The sequence below is a fragment of the Mesorhizobium sp. M7A.F.Ca.US.010.02.1.1 genome, assembly GCF_004023085.1.
Taxonomy (GTDB): domain Bacteria; phylum Pseudomonadota; class Alphaproteobacteria; order Rhizobiales; family Rhizobiaceae; genus Mesorhizobium.
The window spans coordinates 24,566-38,433 of record NZ_RZRV01000020.1 but is presented as its reverse complement, the minus strand read 5'-3'; the positions used below and the strand labels follow the sequence as shown (position 1 = coordinate 38,433).

15 protein-coding genes are annotated in these 13,868 nt (G+C 63.8%); 6 read left to right on the top strand and 9 right to left on the bottom strand.

Annotated elements, in window-relative coordinates; all coding sequences use genetic code 11:
• Positions 1-7: 7 nt before the first annotated feature.
• Together EOA19_RS20695 and EOA19_RS20690 are read right to left on the bottom strand one after the other, a co-directional pair.
• Positions 8-808 carry a 1-acyl-sn-glycerol-3-phosphate acyltransferase gene (locus EOA19_RS20695; protein ID WP_023811098.1) on the bottom strand — a complete coding sequence of 267 codons (801 nt, stop codon included), beginning with the start codon at positions 806-808 and terminating at the stop codon, positions 8-10.
• A 119-nt stretch (positions 809-927) separates the two neighbouring features.
• Positions 928-1,830: a LysR family transcriptional regulator gene (locus EOA19_RS20690; protein WP_128304660.1), complete on the bottom strand. Its 903-nt coding sequence runs from the start codon at positions 1,828-1,830 to the stop codon at positions 928-930.
• A gap of 116 nt (positions 1,831-1,946) precedes the next feature.
• Here EOA19_RS20690 and EOA19_RS20685 point away from each other — a divergent pair, with 116 nt between their 5' ends.
• Positions 1,947-2,417 carry a DUF1348 family protein gene (locus EOA19_RS20685; protein WP_128304659.1) on the top strand — a complete coding sequence of 157 codons (471 nt, stop codon included), beginning with the start codon at positions 1,947-1,949 and terminating at the stop codon, positions 2,415-2,417.
• A 24-nt stretch (positions 2,418-2,441) separates the two neighbouring features.
• A complete protein-coding gene (locus tag EOA19_RS20680) occupies positions 2,442-3,074 on the top strand; it encodes a pyridoxamine 5'-phosphate oxidase family protein (protein ID WP_023811100.1) in 633 nt (210 codons plus the stop codon).
• Here EOA19_RS20680 and EOA19_RS20675 read toward each other — a convergent pair whose 3' ends face one another.
• From EOA19_RS20675 to ftsE, 3 genes are all read right to left on the bottom strand, one after another.
• Positions 3,075-3,800 carry a YdcF family protein gene (locus EOA19_RS20675; protein ID WP_128304658.1) on the bottom strand — a complete coding sequence of 242 codons (726 nt, stop codon included), beginning with the start codon at positions 3,798-3,800 and terminating at the stop codon, positions 3,075-3,077.
• A 133-nt stretch (positions 3,801-3,933) separates the two neighbouring features.
• Entirely contained in the window at positions 3,934-4,929 is a 996-nt protein-coding gene (locus EOA19_RS20670) for an ABC transporter permease (protein ID WP_128304657.1), read from the bottom strand.
• Positions 4,922-5,581, bottom strand: a complete 660-nt coding sequence (gene ftsE, locus EOA19_RS20665; RefSeq protein WP_010911739.1) for a cell division ATP-binding protein FtsE — start codon at positions 5,579-5,581, stop codon at positions 4,922-4,924. The genes EOA19_RS20670 and ftsE overlap by 8 nt, the downstream gene beginning before the upstream one ends.
• Positions 5,582-5,773: 192 nt before the next feature.
• Here ftsE and EOA19_RS20660 point away from each other — a divergent pair, with 192 nt between their 5' ends.
• The 3 genes from EOA19_RS20660 (at position 5,774) to EOA19_RS20650 (ending at position 7,554) form a co-directional block, all read left to right on the top strand.
• Complete coding sequence (locus tag EOA19_RS20660; protein ID WP_128304656.1) at positions 5,774-6,418, top strand: hypothetical protein; 645 nt, start codon at positions 5,774-5,776, stop codon at positions 6,416-6,418.
• Positions 6,419-6,441: 23 nt separating this feature from the next.
• On the top strand, positions 6,442-6,984 hold the full coding sequence (gene hpt / locus EOA19_RS20655; RefSeq protein WP_023811104.1) for a hypoxanthine phosphoribosyltransferase: 543 nt from the start codon (positions 6,442-6,444) through the stop codon (positions 6,982-6,984).
• 198 nt (positions 6,985-7,182) lie between these two features.
• The gene (locus EOA19_RS20650) at positions 7,183-7,554 is read left to right on the top strand and encodes a response regulator (RefSeq protein ID WP_164892982.1); all 372 of its coding nucleotides are present in this window, start codon (positions 7,183-7,185) and stop codon (positions 7,552-7,554) included.
• On the opposite strand, the gene EOA19_RS20645 is transcribed toward EOA19_RS20650, so the two are convergent.
• The gene (locus EOA19_RS20645; protein WP_164892981.1) at positions 7,555-8,502 is read right to left on the bottom strand and encodes a DMT family transporter; all 948 of its coding nucleotides are present in this window, start codon (positions 8,500-8,502) and stop codon (positions 7,555-7,557) included.
• Positions 8,503-8,724: 222 nt separating this feature from the next.
• On the opposite strand from EOA19_RS20645, the gene EOA19_RS20640 reads away from it, so the two are divergent.
• Positions 8,725-9,606, top strand: a complete 882-nt coding sequence (locus tag EOA19_RS20640; protein ID WP_127269182.1) for a LysR family transcriptional regulator — start codon at positions 8,725-8,727, stop codon at positions 9,604-9,606.
• Here the strand turns inward: EOA19_RS20640 and EOA19_RS20635 are convergent.
• The 3 genes from EOA19_RS20635 to EOA19_RS20625 form a co-directional block, all read right to left on the bottom strand.
• Complete coding sequence (locus EOA19_RS20635; RefSeq protein WP_128304653.1) at positions 9,585-9,956, bottom strand: glyoxalase superfamily protein; 372 nt, start codon at positions 9,954-9,956, stop codon at positions 9,585-9,587. The two genes, EOA19_RS20640 and EOA19_RS20635, sit on opposite strands and share 22 nt — an antisense overlap.
• A 112-nt stretch (positions 9,957-10,068) precedes the next feature.
• Complete coding sequence (locus EOA19_RS20630) at positions 10,069-12,657, bottom strand: TIGR02302 family protein (RefSeq protein ID WP_128304652.1); 2,589 nt, start codon at positions 12,655-12,657, stop codon at positions 10,069-10,071.
• A 238-nt stretch (positions 12,658-12,895) separates the two neighbouring features.
• Positions 12,896-13,837, bottom strand: a complete 942-nt coding sequence (locus tag EOA19_RS20625; RefSeq protein WP_128304651.1) for a threonine/serine dehydratase — start codon at positions 13,835-13,837, stop codon at positions 12,896-12,898.
• Positions 13,838-13,868: the final 31 nt, after the last annotated feature.

The following is a 13,868-nucleotide window of genomic DNA, read 5'->3' as shown; positions in this document are numbered from 1 at the left end:
TTCCGATTCAGGCTTTGGTTCTTTCAGCCGCGTCCAGCTCTTGCAGCCTTTTCACCGCTGTCGGAGGCAAGGCAGGCGGGCTCGGACCGCGCGCCACATCAATCAGGAATTGGTCGCAGGCAGCCTCGGTCTCGCCGATCAGCCGGGCCATGAATTCGTCCTTGCTCAAGCCGGGCGGGATCGGCGGCAGGAAGCGTGCCTTGATGGTGCCGGGGTAGCGCAGGAATTTCCGGCGCGGCCAGTACAGGCCGGCGACATGGGCAACCGGCACCACCGGAACGCCAAGCTGCGCATAGATTTCGACGATGCCGTATTTGTAGGCCGGTTCGTCGCCCGGTGCCCGGCGTGTGCCCTCGGGATAGATGATCAGCTGGCGAGGGTTGCGCGCCATCTCCTCCTTGGTCGCGGCGACCACGGCCTTCAGCGCCTTCGAGCGGCTGCCGCGGTGAACCGGGATCATCCGCATCTTCATGATGTACCAGCCGAAGAACGGGATCCAGGTCAGCTCTCGTTTCAAGATGTAGAGCGGGTCCTGGAGGAAGGGGAAGAAGGCGATCGCGTCCCAGAACGACTGGTGCTTGGGCGCCAGGATGAACGAGCCTGCTGGCAGGTTTTCCTGGCCAGTGATGTCGCTCTTCGTTCCAGCGATCTTGTCGAAGAGCCACATCGAGGTGCGCGACCAGAATTTCGGCACGAACCAGGCGCGGTGACGGGGCGACAGGAAATAATAGGGGGTCCAGAGGATCATCTGGACGATCAGGTTGACGTAGAAGACGAAATTGAACGTCAGCGATCTGGCATAGAGCATGGGGGAGGCCCGGTGAGGAGGTGAGCGTTGGTTACACCAAGCGCGGGGAAAAAGGAAATGGCCGCAGGGCGCCTTGACCGACGAAGAAAGCGGTCGCCGATTGGGGAGACCCGGTTCCGCTACTTCAGCCGCGCCAGCCGCTCCTTCAGGCGCGGGCCGGCAAAATCGAGGAAGGCACGCAGCTTCACCGGCAGCAGGCCATGGCCCGCATGCACCAGGCTTACCGGCCATGGATTTGGCTCGAACTCCTCCAGCAGGACGCGCAGCATGCCGGACCGCAGCGCGGCCTCGATCTGGTAGGAGAGCACTTTTGTGAGCCCGACGCCGGCAATCGCCGCATCGATGGCCGCTTCGGCGGTGTTGACCTGAAGCCGTGAATGGACCTGAACCGGGATTTCTGCCTTGCCCTTGATGAAGCTCCAGGTGGCGGCGGAAGCAAGTCCCTCAAAGGTGATGCAATCGTGTGTTTCCAGATCTTCCGGGGTGATCGGCGTGCCGTGTTCAGCCAGATAGGCGGGGCTGGCGCAAACGACGCGGCGGATTGCGCCGACGCCCATGGCGACCAGGCTCGAATCGGGCAACCGGCCGATGCGGATGGCGAGGTCGAAATGGTCCTCGACCAGCTGGGTTATGCGGTCTGCCAATATCAGGCGGATGTCCACGTCGGGATAGGCTGCGAGAAAGCCGGTGACGACCGGCAGTACGTGCAGGCGGCCAAAGACGACCGGCGCGGTGATGGCCAGTTCGCCGGTTGGAGCGCTGTACTCTCCGGCAGCCGTGCGTTCGGCCTCACCGACGTCGTCGAGGATGCGGCGGCAGGCGGCAAGATAGGCCTGGCCGGCATCGGTCGGCGTCAGCCTGCGCGTGGAGCGGTTCAAAAGGCGTGTGTTCAGATGGCGTTCCAGATCGGAAACCTTGCGGCTGACCGTCGCCAGCGGAATGCCGAAACGGCGGCTGGCTGCGGAAAGGCTGCCGGCCTCCACCGCGGCGACAAAGAGCGACATGGCTTCGAGACGATCCATAGCTTCTTCCGGAAAATGGAAGGATGAGTTGCAAATATGCCATCTGCATTGGAAGGATGGAAGGCTTTATATTGGGTGTCGGCCTGCCTGCAGCATGGCCTCGCAAAGGAGTTGCCATGTCCGAAGCCCGGCCGCCACTGCCGCCCTTCACCGCAGAGACATCAGCGCAAAAGGCGCGCATGGCCGAGGACGCCTGGAACTCCCGTGATCCGGCACGGGTCGCGCTTGCCTACACAATGGACAGTCGCTGGCGCAACCGGGCCGAATTCCTGCAAGGGCGCGATGCCATCCAGGCGTTCCTGACACGCAAATGGAGCCGCGAGCTTGACTATCGTCTGATCAAGGACGTCTGGGCCTTCCACGGCAACCGCATCGCCGTGCGCTTCGCCTATGAATGGCACGACGACAGCGGTTCATGGTTCCGCAGCTACGGCAACGAGAACTGGGAATTCGACGAACATGGACTGATGCGCCTGCGCATCGCCAGCATCAACGACCTGCCGATCGGCGAGGCCGATCGCAAGTATCACTGGCCGCTCGGCCGGCGGCCGGACGACCACCCGACACTGTCGGAGCTCGGACTTTAGCATCTTGCCGCAAGGAAGCTTTCAATGAACGCGCATGCTTTCACCAGCGACGTCGCCTTCACGCCGACCGTCAAGGCGATCCAGGCCCGCAAGGGCTCACGTCAGTCCTATGCCCGCGTCGAGGAGCGTGGCGGCTGGCAGGCCGGCATCACCCCGGACCTTGCCGCCTTCGTCGAGATGCAGACCAGCGTTTTCCTGTCGACGGCCAATGGCGATGGCCAGCCCTACATCCAGCATCGCGGCGGGCCCGCCGGCTTCCTCAAGGTGCTGGATGAACACACGATCGGCTTCGCGGATTTTGCCGGCAACCGGCAGTTCATCACGCAGGGCAATCTGGCCGACAATCCAAGGGCGTTCCTGTTCCTGATCGACTATATGCACCGCCAGCGCATCAAGATCTGGGGCACGGCGCGGGTAGTCGAGAGTGACGCCGAGTTGATGGCGAAACTGATGCCGCAAGACTACAAGGCGCGCCCCGAGCAGGTCATCCTGTTCACGGTCTCGGCCTGGGATGCCAATTGCCCGCAGCATATCCCGCAACGGTTCGAGGCGGCCGACGTGGCGGCGGCACTCGAAGAGCGGGACAAGCGTATCGAACGCCTTGAGCAGGAGATCGCACGGCTCAGGGGAAATTCGGGCGCGGCCGCAGGGGAATAATCAGCCGCCGGCCGCGGTTTCGGCCAGTGCGATGCCGTTAGGCGTCGGCTTGACCGGCACGATGCCGCGCGCCAGCGCCAGCAGATATTTGTTGTATTCGGTGAACAGCACGCGCAATGCCCGCGGCTTGGTCAGCCAGCCGCCATTGTCGAGGTTGGAATTGACCACCGGATAGGGCTCGAGCTTGGCGCCATGCAGCAGCCTGCCCATTTCCAGCAGGCTGCGGGGCATGTGATAATTGTTGGTGACGAGGATCACCGTGCCATAGGCGTGGCTCTCGACCCATTTGGCGCTTTCCTCCGCATTGCCGATCGTATCGAGCGCGGCGCGGTCGATGTCGACGCAACAGGAAAACAGCTTCTTGTCGCCGCCGGTCGCTGCCTGCAGCTGGCGACGGCTGGCCGAAGGGTGCACGCCGCTGATCAGCAGCCGTTCGCCCTTGCCGGACGCCAGCAGATCCATCGCCGCATCGAGGCGGGACTGGCCGCCGGTCAAGACAATGATCGCGTCCGCCCTGGCCGGATTGGCGGGCGTCGTCAGATGGCTTACCTTGTTGGCGAACCAGCCGAAACCGCCGGCAAACAACGTAGCGAGGATGAGCAGAGACAGAGCCGAGAGGCGCAACGCGGCTCTTAGACGGCTCACAGCGCGGCGGTCATGCGAACGGGCAACCACCACTGGCATCTGCCCAGCCGTACCCGTCGAATCCCGCGCGTCCATCGCCATATGGTTAATCCTGAAATGCGGCTTTGGGTAGGTAAAAGACGCACTTTGCGTTACGTGAATTCTCCATCCGTGATCACCCTGTTTTATCCATGGCGTTGTCCCAAAACCGGTTCCCACTTTTGGGCGACATGAATTAGCCTGCATCCGGTTGGCGGACATCGATGTCGCTGAGATAGGCAACCACGGTGGCGTGGGACGTGGCAGCCGTCAGTCCGCCGATCACCAGCACCATCAACACGACACCGAGATAGCCTGCCGAACCGATGGCGAAATTGCCGAACAGGGCGGTCGCCTGGTCGGCCTGCGGCGTCGCCATATTGCGCGACGACCACCAGGAAAAGACGATGAACACGAGCACTGCGGCGGCACCGCCAGCCGCTGCTCCCTTCATGCCGGTGACCAGGAAATGCCGGCGGAATTCGCGCGCGATGAAGCGTGCCTCGGCGCCGACGAAATGCAGCACCTCGATGATGTGACCGTTGCCGGCCATGGCGCCGCGCGTCGCGAACACCACGGTCAGCACGGTCGCCGACAGCATCAGCGCCAGCACGGCAATGCCGATGGTCACCGTCGTGCGGGCCATCGCCACCAGCCGGTCAACCCAGGTGCGGTGATCGTCTAGCGATGCGCTCGGCAGTTTCGGCGTGATCGCGGCGCGCATGGCGGCGAAATCGGGCGGGCTGTTCTCGTCGATGGTGACGATGATCAGTCGCGGCACCGGCAATTCGTCGATATTGAGGCCCGAGCCCAGCCAGGGCTCCAGGAGCCTCGCGGTCGCCTCGCGGTCGATGATCCGGGTCCCCTTCACGCCGGGAAATTCGCCGGCGATCTGCGAAGCCTGGGCAAGGGCTGCCTCCATGTCGAGCCCGTCGACCGGCTTGACCTGGATCGTCGCCTCGCGCGAAATCTGGTTCTCCCAGACGGACGCTGTGTCGCGCACCAGCGTCACCGCGCCGAAAGTCAGGCAGGACAGGAAGGTCATGATGGCGATCACCAGGACCAGTGCCCGGCCGGCGATATTCTGCGCCGGCACGATCGGCGCCATCCTGCGCTGGGCGCGCGGCTTTGCCTCGGTCGCCTCGGCGTCCTGCTCCCGCTCCACAAAATGTTCGGCGGACAGTTCAGTCATAGATGTCCAGCCTTCCGCCGGCCAGGATCATGCGGCGCGCGTCGACCTGTTCCATCAGGCCAAGGTCGTGGGTGGCGATCACCACCGCGGTGCCGAGACGGTTGAGCTCGATAAACAGCCGCAACAGCCGTCGCGCCAGAGGCGGATCGACATTGCCGGTCGGTTCGTCGGCGAGCAGGATTTCCGGCTGCTCGATCAGCGCCCGCGCGATCGCCGCGCGCTGCTTCTCGCCGCCGGACAGAACCGGCGGCAGCACGTGCATGCGCTCGCCCAGCCCGACCCACTTCAACAGCTCGGTGACATCGGTGCGGTAGCTCGCCTCCTCGCGCCCGCGCACGCGCAACGGCAGCGCGACGTTCTCGTAGGTGGTCATGTGGTCGAGCAGGCGAAAATCCTGGAAGACCACGCCGATGCGGCGGCGCAGATGCGGCAATTCGGTGCGCGAGATGCGCGAACGGTCCTTACCAAAGATGGTGATCAGCCCGCGCGTCGGCTTCAGCGACATGAACAGCAGGCGCAGCAAGGTCGTCTTGCCGGCGCCCGAAGGCCCGCTGAGGAACTGGAAGGAGCGCTCCGGGATGTGCAGGGAGATGTCGCGGAGGATTTCCGGACCCATGCCATAGCGGAGGCCGACATTTTCGAAACGAATCAATTTCGACGACCCGAATTTCGGCACGGCGGCGAGCCGGCCTGTTCTGGGTAAAGACCATCGGCCGGCATGGTTAACCGGCGGTTAATTTCTGGGCTCTTTCGGCTTGTCACGAGGGCTCCGGTGGGGAAGCGTTAACCATTTGTGTTTACGCAAAAGAAACGAAAAGCGAACACGTGCTGCAATGCTGGGGCCATGATAGCTGACGATCGAACCGCGCGCCCGGTTTCCGGCGAAATCATGACCGATCCGGCGGCAATTGCCGCAGCGGACAGGTTCATGCGTGGTTCGGCCGCCGACATCGTCGATGCCGACTACGTGGTGATGCCGCGCCTTGCGCCTGCGGTGGAAAGCGTTTCGCCGCTGCCGCGCGCGATCGTCACGCCGCCCATCGAAGGCATGGACATGCTGCGCAAGCCCGAAGCCTCACCGGAGCGGCTACCGGCCTCGCGCGGCGGACCGATCTTCTGGGTCGCTGGTATCGGCGCTGCCTTGGCCGCGTTCTGGGTCTCCGGCGGGCACGCGCTGGTGCGCCAGGCGCCGTTCCTGTCCAGCGCGCAGGCGTCGGCGCTCAGCATTTCGGGCGTCACGTCACGCGTCGACGCTACCGGGCCGAACGCCGCACTGTTCGTCGATGGCGAGGCCGTCAATGACGGTGCGAAACCGACGCAGTTGCCGCCGCTTGAAATCCGGGTGACTGGCAATGACGGGCAGACCACCCGCTATACGTTGGGGACATCCGGCCGCTCGCTGGCCTCTGGCGAAAGATTCGGCTTTGCCAGCCGGCTCGACGTGCCTAGAAACGGTGTGAAGACCGTGTCGGTCACTTTCGCCGAATAGGCGATCACCGGGGAAGACCATCAATGCCCATCGTACGCGGCAAGGACATCGAGGTTCTGTTTTCAGCATCGGCGATCGCGCGGCGCAATCTGGAACTCGCCAAGGAGATTGCCGGCCACGACTATCACGATCTGCTGGTGATCTCGGTCCTGAAGGGCTCGTTCATCTTCGCCGCAGATCTCATCCGCGCCATGCATGATGTCGGCCTGTCGCCGGAGGTCGAATTCATCTTCATCTCCAGCTATGGCGCCGGCACCAGCAGCGGCGAGGTGAGGGTGCTGCGCGACATCGACAATGAGGTCGCCGGCCGCGACGTGCTGCTGATCGACGACATTCTCGAATCGGGGAAGACGCTGAGCTTTACCCGCGAGCTGATGTTGTCGCGGGGCGCCAAGAGCTGTTCGATCGCCGTGCTGCTCGACAAGCGCATGCGCCGCCAGACCGAGCTCAATGCCGACTATGTCGGCTTCGACTGCCCCGACTATTTCGTTGTCGGCTACGGCATGGATGTCGCGCATGCTTTTCGCGAGTTGCCGTTTGTCGGTGTCGTCAAAGGGGATGTCTGAGCGGCATCAAAAAGGTTTGCTGATGCTTAGAGCGGTTCGCCGCTTCACGAAAACGCCGAACCGCTCTAGTTTTTTGTTTTGACGCAATTCCCAAGGGAAAGCGCTTTGCGCTTTTCCCGGGAAAACCGTCTCACACTTTTCCTGAATTGCTCTGGGCTTTCAGGAAAAGTCAACTTTTGGCGGCCAAATATGCCGGCCATGGCAAAGCTTCTGATCGTCGAGGACGATGAGTCCGTCCGCACTCTGGCCGCCCGCGCGCTTGAACGTGCCGGGCACACAATCGATATCGCGGCGGACGGCGCGCAGGGGCTTTCGCTGATCCAGGCGGCGCGTGGCGGCTACGATCTCGTCGTCTCCGATATCCGCATGCCGGAGATGGACGGCATCGAGATGGCGATCGCGGCGGCGGCACTGTTTCCGGCGATGAAGATCGTGCTGATGACCGGCTATGCCGACCAGCGCGAGCGCGCCGAGGAATTGAACGGCATCATCCTCGATGTCGTGCAGAAGCCCTTCACGCTGGCCGAAATCCGCTCGCGCGTCGAGCGGGCGCTGATCTGCTTCGTCTGATCAGGCTGGATCGGCAGCAGTGAGCACGGGTGGAACGCTCTTGCGCCGTTCGGTGTTGAGCGCCAACAGGCCGGCGCCGATGATCAAGACGGCCCCGATGACGGTTGTCGACCGCGGTACTTCGGCGAAGAACAGGAAACCCCACAGCGGCGACCACAGGATGCCGGTGTATTCGAAGGTGGCAACGCGGTTGGCCGGCGCCATCCGGTAGGCCTGCGACAGCAGGATCATGCCGGCGGAGGCGACGAAACCGCAGGCGGCCATCTTGAGAAAATCCGGCAGCGTCGGCCAAAGCCATGGCCTTACCAGGAATTCCAGGCTCGGGTGAACGGCGTGTGTAATGCCGGCCAGGTGAAACGCCCCGGCAACCACGGCGGCGCCGACCAGATAGGCGCCGTTCTGATAGAAGGCCATGACGGTGGAGGATTCGGTATCGCCGATCTTGCGGGCCATCAGCTGCGAAAAACCATAGAGCGCCGCCGAGCCCAGCGACAGCAGCGCAGCCCAGTCGAACAGCCCTGCGCCCGGACGCAGCATCACGAGGACGCCGAACAAGCCGATCAGCACGGTTGCCAGTGTCTGCCAGGAGACGCGCTCGCCAAGGTACGGCCCGGCCAGCACCATGATGAACAGCGGCGCCATGAAATAAAGCGCCACCGCATCGGCAAGCGGCAAGGCGGCGATGGCCAGGTAGTACATCGTATAGGAGGTGAACTGGATGAAGGCGCGCACCGTCAGCATGCCGAATCGCTTCGACAGGATCGCCTGCAAGCCGACATCGGCATGGACCAGAAATATCAGGATCGGCAGGGCGACGATCGAGCGGATCGCCATCACCTCGGTCACTGGATAACCGCTGGACACGGCTTTGACGAGCGGATCCTGCAGCGAAAAGACCAGCACGCCGAGGCACAGGCTCAGGATGCCGCCCACCATCCGATTCTGCATCTGCATCCAGGCTCCTGCGCGTACGATCCGAAGCTGCCGCCTGCGGCGTAAAAAGAACCCGCCACCGTTTCGGGCAGCGGGCACGAGTGAGGACTCTTGATTGGTCCGCGGCTGATTTCTCAGCCGCATATCCAATGGGTGAAGCAACTATCGTCCGTCGTTTGACATGTTGCAAACGAATTGGAATGATGCCAGCAATCAAATTCCCTTATGGCGGATTTCATGCGGCCGACCCTCGACAGCGATCTCCTGCGCACCTTCGTGGCCATTGCCGAGACCGGCAATTTCACCAAGGCGGCGGAGCAGGCCGGCCGCACCCAATCCGCGGTGTCGATGCAGATGAAGAAGCTCGAAGAGCTGATCGGCGCCAGCCTGTTCGAGCGCGGTTCGCGCGGCGTCGCGTTGACGCGGCGCGGCGGCGAACTCATCGTCAACGCCCGCCGCATTGTCTCGCTGCTCGACGAGACGTCGGCATCGATGGCGGCAGCGCCGCTTGGCGGTCCGGTTCGCATCGGCATTCCGGAGGAATATGGCCACGCCATCCTGTCGCGCGCTCTCGGCGCCTTCTCGAAGCGTCATACGCAGGTCGAAGTCACTGTGCGCTATGCCCATTCCGGGGCACAGATGGCGGCGCTCGCCGCCGGCGAGCTCGATCTGTGCGTGGTGTTCGAATGGCAGGATCCTGCCGGCGGCGAAGTGCTGATGCACGACCCGACCGTGTGGGTGACGTCGACCCTGCACCATATGCATGAGGAACAGCCGGTGCCGATCGCGCTCTACAACCGGGCCGGCTGGTGCAAGGACTTTGCCATCAAATCGTTGGAGCAGCGCGATCTTGCCTATCGTGTCGCCTATACCAGCGACACCACCGGCGGCCTCAAGCTCGCCGTCACCTCCGGACTGGCGATCGCGCCGATTTCGCGCAGTAACATTCCGGACGGCTGTCGTGAACTGACCACGGCAGACGGATTCGGCGCCATCGATTCCTCGAACGTGGTGATGCACCGCAACCCGAATGCGTCAGGCGAGGCGATCGACGGCATGCAGGATGCTATCCGCGAAGCCTTCGTCAACAGGCTCAGTCAGCCGGCGGCATCCTCGTAGAAATGCAGCCTGTTGCCGAACGGATCGGCGACCGATATCTCGCGGGTCTTCCAAGGCGTCTCTTCCACGCCTGGCCGGGCGAAGCGGTAGTTTTTGCCAATCAGTTCGCCATGAAGAGCCGTGATGTCCTCGACCTCGATGCGCACGGCGATGCCGGGTGCACCGTCGCCGTGATGTTCGCTGAGATGCAGAACGCAGCCGTCGCGGCCGACCGCCATGTAAAGCGGCGCGTCGTCGGCGAAGCGATGTTCCCACTGCACCTCGAAGCCGAGGAAGCCGACATAGAATTCACGCGCCTTGGCAATGTCGAAGATGCGCAGGATGGGTGTGACGGGGCCAAGTCTGGGCATGGTGGTGCAACCGTGCGAGAGGATTTTTCAGGTGGGACGGATGCGGGCGGCAATCCTATGTTTTTTCGCAATTCCGGACGGAAAACCGCTTCACACTTTTCCTGGAATTGCTCTATTTCAGCTCGAGCAGCCGTTCCAGATAGCTGCGTTCAATGTCAGGGCTGAGCGCATTGCCGAGCCGCTTGCGGATCGCTTCCAGTATCTGGCGGGCACGCTGCACGTCGATCTCGTCGGGCACCTTCACCGAATCGCCGAAGTCGGGACCCGTGCTGGCGCGTGGCCGGCCGAGCGGATCACGATCGGCGTTCTGCTGGCGGCCGCCTTCCTCGCCGCCGCCCTGGTCGCCTTGCATGGCCTGCATCTGCTTCATCATGTCCTTGGCGCCCTTGCGCAGCGCTTCCAGCGCCCGGCCCTGATGACCGACGGCCGCATCGCCTTCGCCCTCGCCGAGTGCCTGTTCGGCATTGCCCATGGACTTGCCGGCCTCGCCAAATCCTTCATTGGGCTCCATACCCATGCCTTCGAGGCCTTTCTTCAGCTGCTCGAGGTCGCTTTGCAGTTGGCCCTGGCCCTGCTGCAGCTGTTTCAGCGCATCGGCGAATTCCTGGGGTGTCATCGGCTTTTGCCGGGCGAGCGGATCGCGGTCTTCGCCGACGCCGGGTCTGTCCTCATCCTGGCCGCCTTCGCCGAGCTGCTCGTCACGGTTCTGCCCGCGCTGGCGCTCGCCACGCTGCATCTGATCCATGCGGAAGGTTTCGTTCATCATCTCCTGCTGACGTCGCAGGATCTCGCCCAGCTTGTCCATCTGCTGGCGCATCTCGCTGTCCTGCTGGCCGCCTTGCTGCTGACGGCCGGCTTGCAGATTGTTCATCATGTCCTGCAGTTGCGACAGCAGTTGCTGGGCCTTGTCGCGATCTCCGGACTTCGCCAGGTTTTCGATCTGGTCCATCATGCGATCGATGTCGCTCTGGCGTAGTTCCTGGCCGTTCTGCTGCATCTGCGGGGCGTTGGGATTCTGCTTGGCGCGCTCCGCGAATTCCTGCAGGAACTGGTTCATCGCCTCGCGCAGTTCCTTCATCGCCTTTTCGATTTCAGCGTCGCTGGCGCCATTCTTGATGGCGTCCTGCAGCGCCTGTTGCGCTTGGCGCAGCCGCTTTTCGGCGGCCGAAAGATTGCCTTCCTCGATGCCGAGCGCGATTTCCCAGAGATAGGAGACCTCGCTGCGCAATTGATCGTCGCTCTCGGCCATCTTCAGCCGGGTGCGGGCACTCATAATGGCGAGGTAGTGGGACATATTGTCGAACGTGTCTTCCGGCCGCAGCGTGATGGCGTCCATCAGGTCGAGCACGCGCGGCTTGGCGTTGGCGTCGAGCGCCAGCAGGCGGCGCTGTTCGATCACGGCGCGTGCCAGCGGATTGGCGAAAGGCCGCTCCGGCATCAGCAGCGTCTTGGTTTGGCTCGATGCGGTGTGCCCGGCATCGTCGGTGGCGACCAGCGTCAGCTTAATGCTGCTGCCGGCCCAGACATGCTCGGTCAGGTCCTTGGAGGTCCTGGCGGCGTTCGACTTGCCGCCGCGGCGCGGCAGCGTCAGCGGCATTTCAGGTGCACCGTACAGCGGACGCGCATTCGGCGCCTGCGGATCGGCGAGCGCGAACACCGCCTTGGCGGTGGCGGCGCCATAGTCGTCGTCGATTTGGTAGTTTAGCTCGAAGGCGCCATTGGCGGCGCGCTTGGGCTCGCCGACGAAGCGGATCTGCGGCGGCTTGTCCGATATGACCGCGAAGGCCCAGCGGCCGAGCTGTTCCTCGCCCGACGTCAGCGTCAGCGTGCCGTCGCCGGTCAGCTTGCTGGTGAACTGGCGCACCTTGGACGGCGTCGCCGGGCTTGCAGCCGGCTTGGCGGCGGTCTGCGGCGCAGCGGGGTCGATGACGCGGGCGTTGCCATTCTTGTCGGCATAGCCGAGCGTTTCCTCGCCCGAGCCGCCCGTCACGCGCAGCGAAACGTCGCTGCCTTCGGGAACCGTAAAGGTCGGGATCGCCTGGTTTGCGTCGGCGGTCAAGAAGATCGGCGGCTTGCCGGTATAGGCCGGTGGCGTCACCCATGCATCGATGCGCGGCGGCACGATATCGCGCGTCCCATGGGCATTGAAGCCGTCGCTGATCCTGCCGCCCGTCGGTCCGAAGGAGAAGGCGAAGGCGGTAACGAGCAAAAGGGCCGCCACCGCGCGCAGCCCCCAGGGGTCGCGCTCCGGCACGCGCGTGCGCGGCAGGTCGGCGCCAAGGTTGTCGAGCTTTCCGGCCATGCGCTTCTGGTGTTCACGCCACAACGCCTGCGAGAAGCTGCTTTCCCTGCCGCTGGGCCGGTCGGTCTGCACCAGCACCGGGCTGTGCAACAATTGATTGGCGGCCTCGATGCGGCGGTCGATTTCGCCGGCGCCCGGCAGGCGGAAGAAGCGCAGCGGATAGAGCGCGGCCAGTGCCGCTATGGCAAAAGCAGCGACGAGGCCGATGCGCGCCATATCCGGCAGCCGGGAGAACAGCCCGAGCCAGGAGATGCTGAGGAACAGGCTGGCGACGATGACGAGCGGAAGCAGCAACGGCCAGCCGCGCTCGACCATCATCGAGACCCGCGTCGCCAGCCGGCTCACGGCCAGCCGCCCGGCGAGGCCGCGATTGCTGCTGAAGGTGGGTCGTTGCGTCATCGGCCGCCCTTCCTTGAGCCTATCCCGGAAACCGGGATGCGGCCCTATCCCTATGAGCATGATCTGTTCCGAAAGGGATTTCACTTTTCGGGATCATGCTGTGGAGCGGGCAGGATAGCCCGACGCCTCACGACTCAAAGAATACCAGCAAACACGGCAAAGGCGAGGCAGTTCGGAAAAACGTGAAGTGGCCGTTATCGTTCCATCCTGCATACCCTTCAGAAGTTGGTGGGCCCCTTTAGAAGGTAGCGGGGTCTGCATTCGCCCCGCAGACCAGTACGGCGACCCGTTCGCCCGCCGCCGGCGCATAGCGGCCGGACAGGACCGCGGCAAAGGCGGCCGCACCTCCCGGCTCGGAGATGATGCGAGCCCGGTTCCACAGCGCCTTCTGCGCGGCGATGATGTCGTCGTCACTGACCAGGATCGAGCGTTCGACAAAGGCCTCGGCGATCGGGAACATCATTTCGCCGACGCGCTTTGGCGCCAGCGAATCGGCGGCGATGCCCTCGGCCGGTGCGTCGACGGGGTGTCCGGCCTCGAAGGCGCGATGCAGCGTCGGCGCTCCTTCCGGCTCGACGGCGATGATGCGGATGCGGCCGGCAAACCAGGCAGCGATGCCGCCGATCAGGCCGCCGCCGCCGACAGCGACCAGCAGCGTGTCGATCTTAGGCAAATCGCTCTCGATTTCGAGCCCGAGCGTGCCTTGGCCGACGAGCGTTTCCTCCTGGTTGAAGGCATGAATCTGCAAGGCGCCGGTTTTCTCGGCGAAACGTTCGCTGGCCGCCAACGCCTCGGCATAGCGGGCGCCGCCGACGATCAGCTCGGCGCCGTAGCTGCGGATCCGTTCCAGCTTGGCCGCCGGGCTCACCTCGGGAACGAAGATGGTCGCCTTATGGCCCAGCCGCATGGCGGCATAGGCGACGGCCGCGCCATGGTTGCCGCCCGATGCCGCGACGACACCGGCGTCGGGAACCGGCCGCTCCAGGAGATTGGTGAAAGCGCCGCGCGCCTTGAACGAGCCGGAATGCTGCAGGCATTCGAGCTTCAGGTCGACGGCCAGCGGCGGCCGGTCGAAGTCGGCCATGTCGACGCGCAGCACTGGCGTGAGCCTGATATAGGGGCGGATGCGCGGTTCCATTGCGGCAATGCGCTCGCGTGTGACGGTGATGCCGTTCGTCATGATTGCTCCCTGTGACGGGTAGGTGTGTTTC